16 protein-coding genes and 1 tRNA gene are annotated in these 18,889 nt (G+C 39.5%); 13 read left to right on the top strand and 4 right to left on the bottom strand.

All coding sequences use genetic code 11. From position 1 onward, the window contains the following. Nucleotides 1-93: 93 nt before the first annotated feature. Entirely contained in the window at nt 94-852 is a 759-nt protein-coding gene (locus tag KV40_RS08195) for a pantothenate kinase (RefSeq protein ID WP_036479796.1), read from the bottom strand. A gap of 56 nt (nt 853-908) precedes the next feature. Between KV40_RS08195 and KV40_RS08190 the strand changes: the two genes are divergently transcribed. The 6 genes from KV40_RS08190 (at nt 909) to KV40_RS08165 (ending at nt 9,653) form a co-directional block, all read left to right on the top strand. Further along, nucleotides 909-1,781, top strand: a complete 873-nt coding sequence (locus KV40_RS08190; RefSeq protein ID WP_036479793.1) for a hypothetical protein — start codon at nt 909-911, stop codon at nt 1,779-1,781. Between the two features lie 90 nt (nt 1,782-1,871). Then, nucleotides 1,872-3,158: an ankyrin repeat domain-containing protein gene (locus KV40_RS08185; RefSeq protein WP_036479790.1), complete on the top strand. Its 1,287-nt coding sequence runs from the start codon at nt 1,872-1,874 to the stop codon at nt 3,156-3,158. Between the two features lie 139 nt (nt 3,159-3,297). Continuing rightward, nucleotides 3,298-4,545 (top strand): glycosyltransferase, encoded by a 1,248-nt coding sequence (locus KV40_RS08180; protein WP_036479788.1) that lies wholly within the window; start codon nt 3,298-3,300, stop codon nt 4,543-4,545. Nucleotides 4,546-5,084: 539 nt separating this feature from the next. After that, nucleotides 5,085-8,069 (top strand): S8 family serine peptidase, encoded by a 2,985-nt coding sequence (locus KV40_RS32000; RefSeq protein ID WP_052055469.1) that lies wholly within the window; start codon nt 5,085-5,087, stop codon nt 8,067-8,069. 17 nt (nt 8,070-8,086) lie between these two features. Then, nucleotides 8,087-9,016 (top strand): hypothetical protein, encoded by a 930-nt coding sequence (locus tag KV40_RS08170; protein ID WP_036479786.1) that lies wholly within the window; start codon nt 8,087-8,089, stop codon nt 9,014-9,016. A gap of 217 nt (nt 9,017-9,233) precedes the next feature. Continuing rightward, nucleotides 9,234-9,653, top strand: a complete 420-nt coding sequence (locus KV40_RS08165; RefSeq protein WP_036480714.1) for a hypothetical protein — start codon at nt 9,234-9,236, stop codon at nt 9,651-9,653. 88 nt (nt 9,654-9,741) lie between these two features. Here the strand turns inward: KV40_RS08165 and lysS are convergent, their stop codons facing one another. Beyond that, a complete protein-coding gene (gene lysS / locus KV40_RS08160) occupies nt 9,742-11,463 on the bottom strand; it encodes a lysine--tRNA ligase (protein ID WP_036479784.1) in 1,722 nt (573 codons plus the stop codon). A gap of 299 nt (nt 11,464-11,762) precedes the next feature. Between lysS and KV40_RS08155 the strand changes: the two genes are divergently transcribed. The 6 genes from KV40_RS08155 to KV40_RS34800 all read left to right on the top strand — a co-directional run bounded on the left by KV40_RS08155 (nt 11,763) and on the right by KV40_RS34800 (nt 14,993). Continuing rightward, nucleotides 11,763-12,860, top strand: a complete 1,098-nt coding sequence (locus KV40_RS08155; RefSeq protein WP_036479782.1) for a GTP-binding protein — start codon at nt 11,763-11,765, stop codon at nt 12,858-12,860. Between the two features lie 85 nt (nt 12,861-12,945). Continuing rightward, on the top strand, nt 12,946-13,419 hold the full coding sequence (dtd, locus tag KV40_RS08150; RefSeq protein ID WP_036479780.1) for a D-aminoacyl-tRNA deacylase: 474 nt from the start codon (nt 12,946-12,948) through the stop codon (nt 13,417-13,419). A 135-nt stretch (nt 13,420-13,554) separates the two neighbouring features. Beyond that, nucleotides 13,555-13,956 (top strand): 50S ribosomal protein L21, encoded by a 402-nt coding sequence (gene rplU, locus KV40_RS08145; RefSeq protein ID WP_036479778.1) that lies wholly within the window; start codon nt 13,555-13,557, stop codon nt 13,954-13,956. Nucleotides 13,957-13,992: 36 nt separating this feature from the next. Next, nucleotides 13,993-14,262: a 50S ribosomal protein L27 gene (rpmA, locus tag KV40_RS08140; RefSeq protein WP_036479776.1), complete on the top strand. Its 270-nt coding sequence runs from the start codon at nt 13,993-13,995 to the stop codon at nt 14,260-14,262. A gap of 179 nt (nt 14,263-14,441) precedes the next feature. Continuing rightward, nucleotides 14,442-14,512: transfer RNA gene (locus KV40_RS08135), tRNA-Gly, on the top strand. Nucleotides 14,513-14,708: 196 nt separating this feature from the next. Continuing rightward, nucleotides 14,709-14,993, top strand: a complete 285-nt coding sequence (locus tag KV40_RS34800) for a transposase (protein ID WP_156113989.1) — start codon at nt 14,709-14,711, stop codon at nt 14,991-14,993. Between the two features lie 395 nt (nt 14,994-15,388). Here KV40_RS34800 and KV40_RS08125 read toward each other — a convergent pair whose 3' ends face one another. Both KV40_RS08125 and KV40_RS08120 read right to left on the bottom strand, forming a co-directional pair. Beyond that, nucleotides 15,389-16,264 (bottom strand): MBL fold metallo-hydrolase, encoded by an 876-nt coding sequence (locus KV40_RS08125; RefSeq protein WP_036479773.1) that lies wholly within the window; start codon nt 16,262-16,264, stop codon nt 15,389-15,391. Between the two features lie 391 nt (nt 16,265-16,655). Continuing rightward, a complete protein-coding gene (locus KV40_RS08120) occupies nt 16,656-17,906 on the bottom strand; it encodes a response regulator (RefSeq protein ID WP_036479771.1) in 1,251 nt (416 codons plus the stop codon). Between the two features lie 317 nt (nt 17,907-18,223). On the opposite strand from KV40_RS08120, the gene KV40_RS08115 reads away from it, so the two are divergent. Then, nucleotides 18,224-18,889 (top strand): helix-turn-helix domain-containing protein, encoded by a 666-nt coding sequence (locus KV40_RS08115; RefSeq protein ID WP_036479769.1) that lies wholly within the window; start codon nt 18,224-18,226, stop codon nt 18,887-18,889.

Raw genomic sequence — 18,889 nt, 5'->3', positions numbered from 1 at the left:
GAGGTTGTAACGAGCGATCGCCATACAGTTATTTTGGTCGTTTTAAACTGGAGTATTGACGAATAGTTTTTCCAGTACCGCATCGTATAGTTACTACAAAAGATTATTTTTACTGTCGCTTTGGTAAATAAACTTTAAAGACTGAACCACTAAATGGCGATCGATAATTAAATTTTTATGACTCTTATCGAACTTTAACAGATATTGCCAGAGTAAATTACTGTCTCCTCCCGTAAACACGATTTGACTGTAAGGAAAACTCTCAAGCCAATCATCGATAAAGCTGGTAATTCCTGCAATGAGAGTATGAATGACTCCAGAGGCAATTGCTGTTTTGGTGTCCAAACTCCAGCGATTGGGTAGAGATTGGGGTAGCTCTATTTTGGGTAAAGCTGCGGTTTTTTGTGGTAAAAAAGTAAGTTGCGCTCGCAATCCAGGCAGAATCGCACCACCAACTAACTTTTGTGCGGCATCTATCCCTGTAAAAGTTAATGCCGTACCGCCATCTATTACTAAGGCAGGATAGCCGTAAATTTCTCCCGCACCATAAACAGCCAAAGCGCGATCGATACCCAATGTGGAATAAAGATTTTTTACAGGAATGTCTTGTAAAGTTATCTGTCTTAACAAAGAATAGTCCAACCATAACTTTGTCTGTTGGGGGACTACTGAAGCCAAATAAATGGGTAATACCTCGCCAGTTTGAGAACTGAAAATTTGTTTAATTAATGTATCGCGATCGCTTCTATTCGATAAATGCTGGCAACTGCCAAATTCAATTGCTACCTCGCCTTGGAATAACCCCCAATTTATTCTTGAGTTTCCTATGCTCAAACCCAACCAGTCGTTCATTATATAATGGATTTAAAATGTATTAGTACCGATCGTACATTCTAGGTAATTTTTGAATGGCTACTCACTACTTTATTGCCAACGATCTGAATTTAGATAGTGTCTATCAACAGCTACTGCACTGGTTTAAAGTCAGACAGTATGAAGTTAATGGCAAAGAAAGCAAAGGCGAGTATCTAATTCAAGCCAGAAAAACCAGCTTACTGAGAACTTTTACAGGAACCAATCTAGCTTTTAAAGTTAGAATACACTGGTCGCAGCCAAGCGATCGCGCTAATGAATTTGTTATTGAAACCACTACGGGAAAATGGATTTCTAACTTTGCAGGCGCGGGTATAACCTCCATATTTACAGGCGGACTTACAATTATTACTGGATTGGCAGGTGCGGGTTGGACGGTTATTTTAGAAAATAGCCTCGTTGAATATGTAGAGAATTCTTTGCAGTGTACGAGAATTAAACCAGAACTAAGCTTTAAAATCGATAATCCTTTTAGTAACGTTCCAGCTACTGATGTGGTTGAAGCTAATAGCCAAACAGAGCTTTCGGCTAGAGAAAAAGCCGAAGCCAAGGTAAAAATAGAATTACAAAAATTGGAACGCGCTTATCAGGCAGGAATATTAGAGCCGACTGAATATTTTGCCAAAAAAACGGCATTAGAAGCTACTGTAGAGCGTTATGAAATTGATTTTGCAATCGAAGCCCAAATAGCAAAATTAGAACAAGCCTTTATTGAAGGCATTTTAGACGAACGAGAGTATGAAGCTAAAGTCGCTAGCGTAGCCAAGCAAATAGAAGAACAAATTTTGCAACAGCGACTAAAGGAAAAACAAGAAGAGTATATAGCCAAACTAAAACAGTCTTTAAAACAGGGCGTTCTCTCTCAGGCAGAATACGAAGCTAAGATAGCCAGTCTCGATGCTTCTTAATAAAAATTTTGGCTTTAATTCTAGATAAAAGTTTTTAGGTCAATAATCTAGCCTAATCTAAAATATGGAGAGTTAGCTGGAGTAAAGATAATGGCTGCCAATGAAGAAAAGCTACTGTTACAAGCAGTCAAACAAAAAAACTGCGAGCGCGTCGCAGAATTATTAGATAAAGGTGTAGATCCTAACGGTAAAGACGAACGAGACAATACTGCTTTGTTTTATGCTGCTCGACTTAGCGATCGCCAGATCTTCGATTTGTTGCTACAGAATGGTGCCGAAGTTAACTGTTACAATCGTCCCCACTATCTAACGCCTTTGATGGTTGCTGCAGCAGCTAACTCTGTGGACATTGTAGCCAGCCTAATCGCCGCAGGTGCAGACGTTAATACCTTTAATGACGATGGAACACCCGCTCTAGCGATCGCCGCTTATAAAGGTTATTTATCTGTGGTTAAGCTGTTAATTAGTGCAGGTGCTAACGTCAACCATCTAGATGAAGATGGCGATAATCCTTTAAATTTAGCGATCGCCAATGGTCACACAGAAATTGTCACCGAATTAGTTCGAGCGGGTGCGGCACTTAATAACCTCGATGAAAATGGCGATACTCCTCTAGTGTTGGCAACGGAAACTAACGATCTAGCAATGGTCAAAACTTTAGTCGAAGCTGGTGCCGAAGTTAACTTAGCAACAGTAGAAGCAGAAACAGTACTGGCGATCGCTGCAGGTAATGGCAATAAAGTAATAGTAAGTTATTTGATTTCCGCAGGTGCTGAAGTTAATCGCCAGGATATACGGGGAGAAACGCCTTTACATTTGGCAACGGTAGAAGGCTATCGAGAAATTGTCGAAATTTTACTACAGGCTGGTGCGGTAGCAGATGTACGCAACCATTTAGGCGATACACCTTTAATGGTAGCTGCGCTACAGGGATATCGAGAAATTGCCTCTTTACTTTTAGCCGCAGGTGCCGATCCTAACGCCGTCAATAAGAGAGAAACACCTCTAACTCTAGCGGTATCGCAAGGTCATGTGCCTCTTACCGAGATCTTACTCCAAGCAGGAGCTAATCCCGATACTAAGTTTGCCGACGGCAAAACTATTTTAATGCACGCAGGCGATCGCGGAAATTTTGCCATTATGCGCGCAGCAATCTCCGCAGGTGCCGATGTCAATCTACAAGATAGTTCTGGTGCTACGGCTTTAATGTGGGCTAGCCATCGTGGTTATGCCGATGGAGTTAAAATTTTGTTAGAGATCGACAAAGTAAATCTCAATCGTCGCAATCGCGGAGGCTACACGGCTTTGATGCTAGCAAAATTTAACGATTGTCAGGAGATAGTTGAGTTATTAACAGCAGCAGGAGCAAAGGAGTAGCGATCTGTCAATATCTAATTAATGAGCTTTCCTGCCCCCTGGCGAAGCGGTGCTTTACAAAAGCGATTCTTTATCCCTCCTTAATTAGCAGTAAGATTGAGAATTGGTATACTCGTTGTTTATCGCTTTTAGTTAGCCTGTGAAAATTGCAATTATTACAGCCTGTTTTTTGCCTCTGATTGATGGCGTTACCGTTAGTGGTTTGCAGAGATTGCAGAAACTCAGTCAGTGGGGACATGAAGTTTTATTATTTTGTCCCGACTATAGCAGTCTGGCAAAAGATTATCCTAACTGGCGAGATTATACAGGCAATATTTTACCTGGAGTAAGAATTGTCAATCTTGAAAGCGATTTGTTTGTCGGGTTGGAATACGAACTCAACCCTAGTCGTCGTTCTTATAAAACTGTTTTAGCAGAATTAGAAAAATTTCAGCCAGATATCGTTCATGTAGACGAACCAGAAAGATTATTTGTTAGTTTGTGGCGAGTAGCTGGAGTTGATTATGCCAAACGTGCTGGTATTCCCTGCATCAGCTTTTTTAGAACCAATTTTTTAGATTATGTAGAAGATTATTTTAAATTACCTGGAATCATTATGGCTATTGTCCGTAGCGCGATCGCCAAAATGATAGTTTATGTTTATAATTCCTACGATCTGACTTTAGTTACCAGTCAAATTACCGAACCCAAAGTAAGAGCTTTGGGAATTAAAAACACTTTACACTCTAACCTAGTTGGTTTTGATGCCGAGCGATTTAAACATACCTCTCCTCAAGCAAACTTTTTCGAGCAGCAGTACGGAATTACTAGAGTAGACGAGCAAATCAAGCTGGTGTTTCTCGGTAGGCTCTATCCCGATAAAGGTTGGAATTTTACCCTTCGCGTCTTTCCAACAATAGCAAGTAAAATCGATCTAGATCGTATTGCGATTATAATTATGGGGGATGGTCCCATGCGTCAGGAAATAGCGGATAAGTTGGGTAAGTTAACTCCTCACGTTCATTTTTTGGGACGAATATCTCCTCAAGATGTCCCCGCAGTTTTGGTTAATTGCGACTTACACGTTACTACTTCAGAAAAAGAAACTAGAGGCTTAACTATTTTAGAAGCTTTAGCCGCAGGTATTCCCGTACTCGCTCCCCGTGCTGGCGGTGTCGTAGAAAATATTGAAAATGGCAAAAATGGCTTTTTGTATACACCTCAAGACGAGGAAGATTTTGCCAATAAACTGCAAACTTTAGTTGAAAATAAAGCACTCAGGAAAGAAATGGGAACCTATGGTAAACAAACCGTAGATAAATACAGTTGGGATAACAGCATCCGCAACTTAGTTGAAATTTGGGAACAACAAATCGCGCTTAAATCTACCAAAAAGCGGCAAAAATAATTTACTACATTACGATTCAACTTTATTTAAAGCATTAATTGTGATATTTTAAGCACTTTAAACAAGTCTTACATTTAATTATTTAATCTTCGTTTATGAATTTTTAGGTACAGACAAATCATTGCTTATCAATCAACCAAAATCAATAACAATTATTCCCAGAATCTACTGTTGCCGAACGTTTTCTTGCCAACAAAAATGAAATAGGCAATAGCGTACAGTAAATAGATAACAAACTTGTTTGTTCGGTATAAGTTGCGATCTGAAAGCATTTCGTTTTTGTAGTTGGTAAAAATACTTAAAGCAAAATAATGATAGAGAAATATATGCAAATTAATAGATAAAAACCAAAGTACAAAAGCTACGAACGAGTATATTCCGTAGCTAACTGTCGAGAAAGTAACAAAGATAGAAATATATGTGCTTTAGGTGTTATTACTGTTGCTGATTGGAGCTTGACAACATTTTAATTTATATAGAAATCAGTTTATATAACTTTAAATTGATTGAAATAAAAACCGATATATTTATGCTTCGGTATGGCTATTAAAGATAATAAATCCCCTTTGGCGATCGAGCTTCTCGARCTAAGTAAAGAATACAGTAATTTTACAGGCAAAAGCGGTTTTAAAAGTAGCAATAAAAATTTAATTTTAGATGAAACTGGAGAGCAGGTACTAGTTAGAATTACTACTGGTAGAAGGAATGGATTTGTACTCGGATCTAACATATTAGGATTTACAACTGAAGATAACGATCCTGAATCAGAAATTCAGTTTATCGAAGAATTTATTCCAATCGAAAATATCAATACTTCTCTTGAAACCAAACTTGAAAATCGTTTATTACTTGGAGTAGTTCCCGTATACGAATCGATCGCAGGTTCGGGAAATGTTACGAGCCAAGCTGACTTCATTCATGAAGCAAATAGAGTTAGAAAATCTTTGCCTCTTGGCTATGACGGTACGGGTATAAAAATTGGCGTTCTCAGTGATAGTTACAACAGCAAAAATGGAGCCGCTGGTAATATTGCTTCGGGAGATTTACCCAATGACGTTACCGTTATTAGTCGCAATGGAGAACTACAAGATATTTCTAATGGTTCCGATGAAGGTCGAGCCATGCTACAGCTAATTCACGACCTCGCACCAGAAGCCGATCTTTTATTTGCTACGGCTTTTACAGGTGAATCTAACTTTGCCAACAATATTCGCGCTTTAGCCGAAGCGGGTGCAGATATCATTGTCGATGATGTTGTTTACTTTGGCGAACCATTTTTTCAAGATGGCATTGTGTCTTTAGCTGTCGAGGATGTAGTGAATGACTACGGAGTAGCCTATTTTTCTTCGGCTGGTAATAATGCTTCTAAGTCTTATAAGTCGGATAATTTTGCAGGTGTAGCCGATACCAATCTCGATAATATTTTAGAGCAAGATCCGAATTTAGATGATGCTATGGATCGGGTTGATGCTAATGGAAATGTAATACAGGGTGACTTTACTGTTTCTCCAGAAGGCTATAGCTATCATGACTTCGATCCCAATGCTAATAGCGTCGATAACCGCCAGCAAATTAGACTTAATAACGGTCAGAGAATTAGATTTGTCATGCAGTGGGATGACCCTTTCTACACTGCTGGAGGAGTCGATACCGATATAGATCTCTTTCTGCTCGATTCTAACAACAAAGTTGTTGCCTACTCATTTAACGACAACGTTAACAATAGAACTCCCCTTGAGTATTTAGATTTTGCCAACACTAGCGGTAGTAGCCAGAACTACGATCTGGTTATTGGTAAATATAGCGGTTCCGATCCAGGACGGCTCAAATATATCAATTTTGGCTCTAGCGTAACTCCCGAATACTTTACCAACAGTTCGACAATTTACGGTCACGCTGCTGCTGCTAACGCCGAGGCTGTGGGTGCAGTTCCCTATTACAGACAAGATCGACCCGAATCTTTTACAGCTTTAGGACCGACAACTTTCTTTTACGAGTATGTAACTGATACTAACGGTAATCCTATAGCCGTAGTTCGTAAAAACAATCCAGAAGTTAGAAATAAACCAGATATTACCGCAATTGACGGTACGGATACCACTTTTTTTGGTTCTGATGTCGATGGGAATGGTTTTCCTAACTTTTTTGGTACTTCCGCCGCCGCACCCCACGCAGCAGCGATCGCAGCACTATTAAAACAAGCCGAACCAAATCTAACTTCAACTGAAATTTATCAGCGTTTGCAATCTAGCGCGATCGATATTGGTAATTCTGGTTTTGATAATCTAACTGGTAATGGTTTGATTAATGCCTATAAAGCTATTTACGGTGAAGCTATTGCTAAATCTCTAATTTTCAGCGACGATTTTGAAGATGGAGATTTACCCCTCGTTTACAAAACTAATAGTAACGGTGGAGGAAGAATTAGAGTAACTACTAACAATAATCCTGTCGGAAATTATCATTTAACTCTAGACAACTCTTTTGCTAACGTTAACTCCCTCAATGAATTTGTTTTAGATTTAGACACTACAGACTATTCTGATATTCAACTCAGCTTCGACCAAAAAGAATTTAACGATAACGACCACGCGATGGCTAACAGTTTTACTGGTTCGGTAAATGCTGACGGGGTAGCTTTGAGCGTAGATGGTAATACCTGGTATAGGTTAATTTCTCTGACGGGTAGTAACTCTACCAATACCTACCAAACTCATGCCTTTAATCTAGATGACTTTGCCGACTTTAATAATCTAACTTTAGGTTCTAACGTCAAGCTTAAGTTTCAGCAGTATGGTTTAAATCCGATTAATTCAAACAATTCTAGTACTTCCGATGGTATGGCTTTTGACAACATCGTTATTACTGGAACTTTAAACGGTAGCAATAGCAAAGATCGACTTACAGGTGGAATTGAAGACAATAGTATTGCAGGTCAAGGTGGTAAAGATCGTCTCAACGGTAGAGAAGGTAACGATACCCTTAGCGGGGGCGACGATAACGATCTAGTTGCGGGTGAAGCCGATAACGATGTGCTAAACGGAGACAACGGCAGCGATCGCGTTTATGGTGATGCTGGAGATGATGTTGTTTCTGGTGACGATGTTAATGATTTACTTAAAGGCGGCGATGGCAATGACTCTCTAGCTGGAGGTGAGGGTAACGATCGCCTTTACGGAGAAAACGATAGCGATACTCTTGCTGGCGGTAACGGACGAGATATCTTGTACGGCGGCGCGGGAGACGATTTTATCGATGGTGGCGCGTTAGGCGATCGCCTGTTTGGTAATGGAGGAGCAGATACTTTTGTACTTAGATCGGGAGACGGTAGCGACCTTATTTACGATTATGCAGATAATCACGACACCTTTGGACTAGCCGATAGCCTCAGCTTCGAGCAGTTAGCTATCGCTCAAAATGGCTCTAATACCGAAATCAAAGTTCAAAGTACAGATGAGTTGTTAGCAAGGCTTTACAGCGTCGATGCCAGTGTAATTGACTCTGGTGATTTTAATTTGGTATAAAAATTAACTCAAATATTATGTTTAAAGCGATCGTAGCTCCAATATCTTTTAGTTTACTTACTATATTTGGCATTCAGCTTCAGCCTGCTAATGCTTTTAATCTTACTCTCGAATCTGGTAGTAACATTGCTACCTATGATGATGATTTTGATACTACTGGCAGTCTTGGTTTTAGCGATTGGCAAGTAGATGATGATAGGTTGCTAACCGAGACAGGTTGGTTTTATCGTTTGGGAAGCGGTCAGGCACAGCCTTTAGATACCCTTACTGAAGGTACTTTTACTAATAATGGTAGTTCGGCAACGCTTAACTATAGCGGTACGGGTTTTACTATGGATTTAGATTTATCCCTAGCCGATGATGGTTCTACCCTCGGTCAAACGGCGACAGTAACTAACACTAGTGGTTCTAATCTCAACTTCAATCTTTATTTTTATCAAGATTTAATTGCTAGTATTGGTAATAGTGGCGATCGCGTGAGTATTGACAGCAACAGCTATACCGCTACTCAAACTGGAGATCTTTACGAAATTACTACTACAGTAGAGCAAACTTCTACAGGATTGAGCGATCGCAATGCTGAAGTAGATGTAATTGACTTTAACGAAGATACTCTATATGACAAATTACTAGAACCATCAGGCGAAAATTTAGTTTTAAATAATAGTTCTCCGAACAATAATTTAAGTGCCGTTTCCTCTAACGAAAATCTAGTCGTAAATAATTATTTAGATAATGATTTAGAAGCAGCTTCATCTACTAGCGATCCTGTAACTTCGGCATACGAATGGAACTATAATTTAAGCGATGGCGAATCATTTCAGGTAACTACTAATAGTGCAGCCGTTCCTTTTGAGTTTTCTCCTGGTTTGGGGATTTTACTATCGGGAATTATTGCAGGTGGTTGCTATTTCAAACGAAAGCTAAAGAAACCGAGCGATAAATAACACACTGAAATACACTGTTTTCAAGTTAAAAAAAGAAAATATAAAAAAAGGTTGAACAATTCATTGTTTGATAACTAAGCGGAAAAATCATTCGTTTTATTTATTTAAAAAATTTTTGTTTGATAACTAAGCCTCCAAAAAGCTCTATCTAGGGAACGATTTGGCTGATAAACCAAATGCAGTACAAATGAGAATAATAAATCTCATGGAGTATTTAATGAAATTAAATAATTTTAATAAACGGCTTTCGATTGTAAGACGCTGGGTTACTACAACTCTATTATCTCTTTTAGCGATCGCTTTGATGTGGCAAGGTGCTTTTATCCCCAACCATACAGCTATGGCAGCTGACTTTGGTAACGAAGTTCGAGGCAAGGCTAGTGAAGACGCAGGTTCGACCAAAGACTTTATTCGAGATACAGCACAAGAAGTTAAAGAAACTGCTAGAGAAAATGCTGCGAAAGTCGATCGCGCTACAGACGAAAATAGTTTTCTTGAAAATAAAGCTAAAAGAGATGCGGCTCGAATTCAAGAAAAAGCCAATAAAGATGCCGCTCGCACTCAAGAAGCAGTAGACGAAAGTAAAAATTTCGTTGAAAGCACCGTTGAAAATATTAAAGATGCTTTTAGCAATTAGACTCTAGGCACTATGATTTAGGTAATAAAAGGCACTAGTTAGTAGGTAGTTAGCTCAAACCTTCTACCTACTAATATTGTTTATCCGTTCAAACCTCGCGATCGAAACCATATTTATTTTTGATTTGAGAGTTAAAATACTGACCTACAGAGGAACTTTCTTTCAATTCTCGATAAACTGATTGAGGTACGTCGAGATATTTGTAAACGCTACCGTTATTAAAAACAACTTTAAGAATTTGTTTGTTCTCGTCGTAATCAAAAGATTTAATCGCTTCACTTTGAGATTTAAGTAGGGGAAAAGCAATAACGTCGCGAATGCTAGGAGAGTCTGCCAACAACATTACCAGACGATCTATTCCAATGCCCAAGCCGCCAGTAGGAGGCATTCCGTATTCTAAAGCCGCTAAAAAGTCTTCGTCTACGTCTTGTGCCTCTAAATCTCCTGCCGCTTTTTTGGCTGCCTGTGCTTCCAGTCTCTGTCTTTGATCTAAAGGATCTGTCAACTCAGAAAAACTATTGGCGGTTTCTCTACCAACGATAAATAGTTCAAATCTTTCGACCATACCTGGCTTACTGCGATGGGGTTTTGCCAAAGGGGAAATTTCTACAGGATAGTCAACTACAAATGTTGGTTGAATTAAAGTTGCTTCTACTTTTTGCTCGAAAGCTTCGTTAAGTAATTTACCAATGCTGCTACATTCTGCTGGAACTTCAATTCCTGCATTTTGTGCTGCGGCTTTAGCCTCTTCAAAGTCATTGAAGCTGCTAAAATCGACCCCTGTTGACTCTTTAACCAGGTCGTGCATGGTAACTCTACGCCAGGGAGTACTAAGATCGATCGCCTCTCCTTGATAGTTTAATTTAGTCGTTCCTAAAACTTCCTGGGCGACGTTACTAATTAGATTTTCGGTCAACGCCATCATGTCGTTGTAGTCGGCATACGCCTGATAAACTTCTATCGAGGTGAATTCAGGATTGTGGCGCGTAGAAACCCCTTCATTACGAAAAATTCTGCCCAACTCAAATACTTTCTCAAAACCACCGACGATTAATCTTTTTAAATGCAACTCGGTAGCGATGCGGAGATATAAATCCATCTCCAATGTATTATGATAGGTGACAAACGGACGGGCATCGGCACCACCAGCTTCACTTTGCAATACGGGAGTTTCGATTTCTAAAAAGTCTCTGGTTTCTAAATAGCGGCGAATGGCAGCGGTAATTTTGGCGCGAAGGCGAAAAGTCTGTCTTACCTGTGGGTTGGCGATTAGATCTACATATCGCTGACGATAGCGTTTTTCGGTATCGGTTAAGCCAGCCCATTTATCTGGTAGGGGTAATAGAGATTTGGTCAAAATGGCAAACTCGCTGACGTATACCGAAAGTTCGCCTTTTTCAGTTCTTTTAATCGTGCCTTTGACACCCAAAATATCCCCCGTATCCGAAAGTTTTTTGAGGTAATTGAACGCACCCACCAAATCGGACATGGTGTTGTTGATGCGTTTTTTTTCTAAGTAAAGCTGAATTTTTCCCGTTTCGTCTTGCAGTTCAAAAAAAGCCAGTTTGCCAAATACGCGACGGGCGACAATTCTACCTGCGATCGCCACTTCGTCGGCAACTTCTTCTCCTTCGGCTAAATCGGCGTATTTTTCCTGTAACTCCGCTGCATGATGGCTTATATCCCACTTATAGGCATAAGGATTTAAACCCAAATCTTTGAGTTGCTGTAGCTTTTCAATTCTAGTAGCGCGAATTTCGTCTAAATTAGATTTATTTTGGCGATCGTCTGGGAATTGATTGGCTGTCATTAACTTTAAATTACAATAAATTACTAACGATAAAGCTTCTGGCTGAGTAAAAGCAATTGCACTTTTTAATTTGCTCGTTCGCTACTACTGACGCAGGTACGGGAACAGATTGAATTATAACGTATTAGTACGGGTGCAAGATTCAGTAGCTTCAAGAAAATCTAATTGCTTTCTTAGCGATGCCTCAGCTATAGCAATTGCCCCTCAGACTGACCTAAGATCGTAAATACGTAATAATAATGTGGATACAAAACATTATTGTTATTTAGTTTAAGACTGTCCAGTTACAAGCGATCGCTATGACTACTGTTAACACTCAAACTCCCGAATCCTCCAGCATGGATGCAGCCAAACGCGGTTTACCCGTTACTATCATTACTGGCTTTCTCGGTAGCGGTAAAACCACTCTTCTCAACCACATTCTAACCAATCAAGAAGGATTAAAAACTGCCGTATTAGTCAATGAGTTTGGTGAAATCGGCATCGATAACGAGTTAATCGTTACTACCGAAGATAATATGGTCGAGTTAAACAACGGCTGTATTTGCTGCACCATCAACGAAGATTTAGTCAACGCCGTTTATAAAATTCTCGAACGAGATGAAAAGATCGATTACTTGGTAGTAGAAACTACGGGACTTGCCGATCCCCTCCCCGTGGCACTGACCTTTTTGGGTACGGAATTGCGCGACATGACTCGCTTAGATTCAATCGTTACGATGGTAGACTGCGCCAACTTTAGTCTCGATCTATTTAACTCCCAAGCCGCACAAAGCCAAATTCAATATGGTGATGTCATCGTCCTCAATAAAACCGATTTGGTAGAAGAAGCAGACGTAGATGCTTTAGAAGTCAGACTGAGAGATTTAAAAAACGATGCCAGAATTTTACGCACCCAAAAATCACAGGTTGCTTTACCTTTAATTCTTAGCGTGGGTTTATTTGAGTCGGATAAATATTTTGCCGAAGCAGAGTCACAATCTCACGACCACGACCACGACCATCACCATCATCATGACCACGATCGTGACCACCATCACGACCACGAACATCATCACCATCATTCCGATCATTTAGAGAACGATGGTTTTACTTCTCTATCGCTACAGTTTGATAAACCTCTATCAATTAGAAAATTCCAATACTTCCTCGACAACCAATTACCTCAAAGCGTGTTTCGTGCGAAGGGTATTTTATGGTTTGATGAAAGTCCCAAACGTCATGTTTTCCATCTAAGCGGTAAAAGATTTACCATCGAGGATGAAGAATGGCGGGGCGATCAAAAAAATCAGTTGGTATTAATCGGACAAAATCTAGACCACGATACGTTGCGCCAGCAGATTGAAAATTGTCTGTGTATGCCAAAGAGCGATCGCGGCAAGGGATTCGGCAAGTAGGGGCGATTCGCGAATCGCCATATGGTAGGGGCAAGGCAATGCCTTACCCCTACAAAAAAATCATTTGAGAATTAATCCTAATCAAATGCGTGTAATTATTCAAAGGGTCACATCTTCTTCCGTTAGCGTTGACGGAGAAATTATTGGCAAAATCGGTCGGGGTTTGAATTTACTAGTAGGAATTTCTCTTAATGATACAGATGCCGAACTAGATTGGATGTGCCGTAAATGTTTGGAATTAAGACTATTTCCCGAAGATGCAGATGATAGTAATAAGTGGTCTAAGTCAGTTAAGGACATTAACGGAGAAATCTTAGTAGTCAGTCAGTTTACTCTCTATGGCGACTGTCGTAAAGGTCGCCGTCCTTCTTTTAGCAGTTCGGCACCTCCCGCGATCGCCGAACAATTATACGATCGCTTTGTTACCAAACTCAGACAAAGTGGTTTGCGAGTAGAAACAGGTAAATTTGGCGCGATGATGGAGGTGCAAATTGCTAATGATGGTCCCGTTACTCTGTGGTTAGAAAAAGAAAATACCTCTGAATCGAGCTTAGGCTAATAAAAAAATAGTTAAAATATATAAAATTAGATGTATAATTAGAGATTGTGCGTCAACTATCTGCTCGGATCGGGTTGAGACAGTTAAAAGCCATATTTGGCTACCCGTACGGCAACACTCACTATAGGCAAACTCATGACTTACGCAATTATCGAAACAGGCGGCAAACAACTATGGGTAGAACCAGGTCGTTTTTATGATATCGAGCTGCTATCCGTAGAACCAGATTCTAATTACTCTATAGACAAAGTTTTACTAGTAAACAATGACGGCGACATCACCGTAGGTCAACCTTACATTGAAGGTGCTACGGTAGAAGGAACGGTCATGCGTCATCGTCGAGGCAAAAAAGTAATTGTCTACAAGATGCAGCCCAAAAAGAAAACTCGCAAAAAACGCGGACATCGTCAAGAATTAACTCGTTTGATGATTGATTCGATTAATCTTAAAGGTACTGCGATCGCATCTGCCGAAGGCGAGACAGCATCGGCAGCAACTGAAACTGCTTCAGAACCAGTAGAGACTGCGGCGGAATAAACTAAATTATCTAGTTAAAAAATATAGGAGAACAACATGGCTCACAAGAAAGGAACTGGTAGTACCCGAAACGGTCGCGACTCTAATTCTAAGCGACTAGGTGTTAAACGCTATGGCGATCAGGCAGTAAAAGCTGGTGGCATCATAGTTCGTCAGAGAGGAACTAAATATCATCCTGGTAATAATGTCGGTCGCGGCAGTGACGATACTTTGTATTCCTTAATCAACGGCATTGTCAAGTTTGAATATAGAACCAGAGGACAAAGAAAAGTAAGCGTTTATCCTGCTACCGAAAAAGCTGCTTAAGCTTAATTTATGTGTCTTAGTTTAATGCACCTACTTATGTGGGTGCTTGTTTTGTTTTGAACTATTTATTTTAGAAAGAGCGATCGCTATTATACTTATAGCAAATTTAAGATTTAATAAAGACTACTTCTGGTTTCGTTTGAATTTTATGCTAAGATAAATAGCGCATCGCAAATGATGCGGGTGTAGTTTAGTGGTAAAACCTTAGCCTTCCAAGCTAATGATGGGGGTTCGATTCCCCCTACCCGCTTAGTTAGTTACAGTAAGGCTTTTAGCTTTGTTACCGATGGGCAAAACATGATGAAATTTCTCTGGCCGAACAACGAGACTGGAAAAAAGCGGTGCGACCCCGCTGATTTTTAATCAGCAAGGGAACGCGCACCAAGAAAACTAAATTGTCAATTATCGTGGCTTCAAGCTCGATATTCCAAAGCAGACATTGAAGTATGGTGGAAGATGAACATCGTTTAGGGTTACAGCCAATCCTACGTCGTGTCTGGACACCGAAAGGTGAACAACCGCTCGCTAAAGTTAAAATTCAGTATGAATGGGTCTGGTTGTATGGATTTGTTCATCCAGAGTCGGGAGAAAGTTATTGGTGGATATTACCATATACTAATACCGAACTATTTAATCGAGTGTTGGCAGATTTTGCTCGTGAATTTCAACTCAATCGAAACAAGAGAGGATTGCTGGTCTTAGACCAAGCAGGTTGGCACATTGCTCATTAACTACAATTACCAGAAGGATTAGATCTATGTTTTTTACCAGCTCACTCTCCTGAATTGCAGCCCGCAGAAAAATTGTGGCCTTTAACCAATGAAGTTGTTGCTAATTATAGAGTTCATTCCCTCAAGCAACTGGAAGAATTGTTAGTCATTCGTTGTCAGAAACTACTACAACAGCGAGATTTGATTAAAGGGTTAACTTGCTACCATTGGTGGCCAAAGACAAGAGCTATTTAATTTAACTATTCATCCGTACTTGATATTACGGAAGTAGAACGGCACAAATGAAATTAACTGACGGGGAGCGTCATACTGAAGTATGGTTTTTTAGCAAGAAAATTAATTGAAAAAAAGACTTTATTTGGAGCCTGAGAAAATATATTAACGTTTTTCAGCAGTTAAGCTGCCTGTTGCATCCAGTTAAGACATTTAGCTAATTCTTGCTGCATTTTATCGGGATTAGCATGATAACGTCTGCCATGACCAGGCAAGACCCATTCAAAGCTATATTTGGTCAATTTAGCCATCGATTCAACTAGCTCCGACCATGAATACCAGCAATAACCACGAAAAGCAACCAGGCGTTGATAATTATCCGACCATGCTAGATGATCGCCAGTAAATAAAAATTTATTGTCATATAGTAGAACGGTATGTCCTTTGGTATGACCTGGTACGGTAATAATCAGCAGGTCATCAGCTAAATAATAATCATCAGTACCAGTTAACTTGATTTCTACATCTTTAGTTTTTTCAGAAATTTCCTTGCTATGTAAGATACGATCGCAGCCAAAATGAGCATTAAATTTTTGATGATCGGCAATATCATCGCGATGGGTAAGATACATACATTTAATTCCCCCCATTTTTTCAATCTGTTTGACTAACGGCGGCGCAAAACGAGGAGAATCGACTAAAATATTGCCTTCAGGTCGCCGAATAAAGTAGCTGGCAGCACCAAAAGAAGATTCGGAGTGATAACCACAATGGTAGACATTGTCTGCTACTAATAGAGGAAATTTTGCCTGTACGGTTTTTATGTCTGTTGGCTTTTTTACCGTACCAATCGAAGCTGTAGGGCAAGCTAACAGTGCCTCTAGTGCTAGAATACGTTCTTCTTCGTTACTCGGTTGATGATATACTGCCGACTGAGAACCTTCCTGACGATAGACGCTTGGAGCCATCCAGCGACAGGTATCGCAGTTAATACAAGAGCGATCGACATAAAAATTACCGCTCACATTTTGAGAACGTCGCTGCTGTAATTTAGCCATGTTTTGTTATTTAATGATTTTAAGGATTAATTTGTAGTAGTAGTATCGTGTCTCGCGTTTTTACTACTCCTAATTACTATTCTCACACTCAATAGTATATTTTTATGATAACAAAATCGCGATTGGCAAAATAATTGGCTCTATTTTATCTTAATTATGTACCGATCAGGAAGCTCTAACACAACAAGTTCTCGATCGGTTTGTATATCGTTAGCAAATGAAAGTGAGCTTTGAAGAAGCTAGAAAACATTTAAATTTGATACGCCGATTTTTCAGGGCTAGCACTTTTTACATATCATATAAATCTATTGACACGATCGAAGTTTCCCGTCATCTATTTGAGCGTTTGAAAGCTATTGTTATTTATGCTGTTTAATTGAATAAAGTCGAGCTAAGAGGCTTTGATGTATTTAGCAATAGTGTTGCGAATAAGATTTACTTCTAAAGACTCAGTTATTAACTCGGTACAACCCGCCATTTTGGCTTTAACACGATCGCCCAAACCAATTTTTTTACCATACAAAACTATTGGAATGCGAGCGAAGTTATCTATTTGTCTTAATAACGAACATAGTTCGTAGCCACTGAACTCAGCTAACTCTACATTAATAAAAACTAGATCTGGCTGGGCTGTTTTAAGGAGCTTACTTGTATTTAAAGTGCCGCTATCACTTACATATTGATAACCTGCGCTAGTAACCATTTTTTTTAAGATCTGACAAACGACGCTGTTGGAGTCAACGCAAGCAACTGTTAGCTTGCTGCTGTTACTCGAAGCAGATTGAGAAAAATTAGAACCAACAATCCTAGAAAAAGTTTCATCAACAGTGGTTGCAGAAGAATCTAAGACAAAATCGGGCAAAGAGCCAGGCAAATCGCGAATCTGCACTAACTCAATCGCACCAAATCTAAAATAAGGAGTCAAAGAGCGAGCAACTAAAAGCAAACTAGTTTGTTTTTGAACTGCTAAATCGCGAAAGGTATATTTTCCCTGTAGCATTTTAGCGAGTGCTTTGTATATTGTCTCTGAGGAATTAAGCTTTTTAGTAAGTGCTTCTGACTGCTTGAGCTTGGGAGCGAGGTTAGGAGAGTAGCGGGCAAATTTAGTATCCTGCCATTGTTCCCAAAGTTTCCAGGCTTCAATAATTTGTGGTTCGCAGTCGATCATTGCTAGCTGTTTGGTTAAAGCTTTATCCTGGGGTTTGAGAACATAGGTAATGTCTCTAGCATAAGTAATGTCGAACAAAACTTCTACAGTAACGGCTCGAATCATTTTAGTAGCCTGTTCTCGGTCTACCTTTTGTTGCTCTACCCAAAGACATAGCAAATAATAATCCCAGCTAATGACAGTTTTTTGCGCAGCAAAGTTTTGAAGTGACTCTAATTCTGACTTTAAGTTAGCTACAATTTGGGGAAAATAATAAGCGAGATTGCGCCGCCACCTTCTTACTGGGTGTTCGCCGCCAGTAGAATAAATAATTCTGCCCAGGTAAAAGTAAAAAATCCATGCAGTATTTAGGCGATCTGCAAACACAACTTCACCACTAAAACGTTTTTCTTTGAGTTCTTTAAAAAACTCAAGCTGTTGAGAAGTAGTAAAATTATCGATGGAATTTGGGTTAGAAGTTGACTGTGGTGTCATTCTAAATAATACTGGCAGGTTCGCTTTTTTATCTTGAATAAAAACCTAGAGCGGTCAACATGCGGAGGTTTATCCGCACTACACTCGTTCAATTTTTCTGAGACAATGCTAACACAGGAAAAATAACACTGAAAAAGCTAAAAAGCGGCATCAAATTACAGCTAAAGCTGTTAGAGTAATTTTTTCCAAAAATATTTCTAAAAATGTTCAGTCTGATTGCTTTTTTAAGTGTATTTACGAAGTTAGATAAATCTCTGTCATCAAACGACGAGAGCTCAATAACAAACTATGGAAACCAAAATAAATATTAGTTAATTATGAGTCAAACTTTGTACGAAAAAAACCAGCAACTTTTAAACACGTTGATAAAGCAAGCCAATATTGAGGATTTGTTAGAACTTAGTAAATTGTCAGGTGTTTCTCAGTGGCAGTTAAATCGTTTACAACATGGCTTGATCGTCAAGATGTCTGTAGAAAATATTGCTGCTTTGGCAAGAACGTTAAACTTATCAATAGAACAATTAATCGACACATTTATTTCTTATGATGGAGAAAGCATTTCTGCCAAGTCGTCTGGGGAAGAGGCGACGACCATAGCAAACTTGAAACGCGAATACGCTAGTTTACAAGAGCAAATGCAGCAACAGCGAGAAGTTTTAAAACGAGAATTTCAACAAGATAGCTTGCAAGCCATTGAATCCTGGCTGTTGCAATGGCCTACTGCTGCTGCCGCCGTACGTAAAAATTCTCAATTGCCAGCCGAGAGATTATTACCGCTGGTAAAACCAATAGAACAGTTATTAGATGAATGGGGAATTGAAACTATTGCTGCTGTCGGTGAAAAATTACCTTACGATCCGCAATGGCACCAGCTACTAAAAGGAACGGCTAATTCGGGACAATTAGTAGAAGTGCGCTATGTGGGATATAAACAGGGAGATAAGTTACTGTATAAAGCAAAGGTTAGTCCGATAGAAGAATAA

Origin of the sequence: Myxosarcina sp. GI1, assembly GCF_000756305.1 — a bacterium.
GTDB lineage: Bacteria > Cyanobacteriota > Cyanobacteriia > Cyanobacteriales > Xenococcaceae > Myxosarcina.
The sequence above is the reverse complement of the archived record's forward strand: the minus strand, read 5'-3'. Positions and strand labels throughout refer to the sequence as shown.

Bases quoted from the DNA above. Each gene is read 5' to 3' on its own strand.
- rplU (WP_036479778.1), top strand. From the start codon at position 13,555: ATGACTTACGCAATTATCGAAACAGGCGGCAAACAACTATGGGTAGAA.
- KV40_RS34800 (WP_156113989.1), top strand. From the start codon at position 14,709: ATGGTGGAAGATGAACATCGTTTAGGGTTACAGCCAATCCTACGTCGT.
- KV40_RS08170 (WP_036479786.1), top strand. From the start codon at position 8,087: ATGTTTAAAGCGATCGTAGCTCCAATATCTTTTAGTTTACTTACTATA.
- KV40_RS08120 (WP_036479771.1), bottom strand. From the start codon at position 17,906: ATGACACCACAGTCAACTTCTAACCCAAATTCCATCGATAATTTTACT.
- KV40_RS08185 (WP_036479790.1), top strand. From the start codon at position 1,872: ATGGCTGCCAATGAAGAAAAGCTACTGTTACAAGCAGTCAAACAAAAA.
- KV40_RS08190 (WP_036479793.1), top strand. From the start codon at position 909: ATGGCTACTCACTACTTTATTGCCAACGATCTGAATTTAGATAGTGTC.
- dtd (WP_036479780.1), top strand. From the start codon at position 12,946: ATGCGTGTAATTATTCAAAGGGTCACATCTTCTTCCGTTAGCGTTGAC.
- lysS (WP_036479784.1), bottom strand. From the start codon at position 11,463: ATGACAGCCAATCAATTCCCAGACGATCGCCAAAATAAATCTAATTTA.
- KV40_RS08165 (WP_036480714.1), top strand. From the start codon at position 9,234: ATGAAATTAAATAATTTTAATAAACGGCTTTCGATTGTAAGACGCTGG.
- KV40_RS08155 (WP_036479782.1), top strand. From the start codon at position 11,763: ATGACTACTGTTAACACTCAAACTCCCGAATCCTCCAGCATGGATGCA.
- KV40_RS08195 (WP_036479796.1), bottom strand. From the start codon at position 852: ATGAACGACTGGTTGGGTTTGAGCATAGGAAACTCAAGAATAAATTGG.
- rpmA (WP_036479776.1), top strand. From the start codon at position 13,993: ATGGCTCACAAGAAAGGAACTGGTAGTACCCGAAACGGTCGCGACTCT.
- KV40_RS08125 (WP_036479773.1), bottom strand. From the start codon at position 16,264: ATGGCTAAATTACAGCAGCGACGTTCTCAAAATGTGAGCGGTAATTTT.
- KV40_RS08115 (WP_036479769.1), top strand. From the start codon at position 18,224: ATGAGTCAAACTTTGTACGAAAAAAACCAGCAACTTTTAAACACGTTG.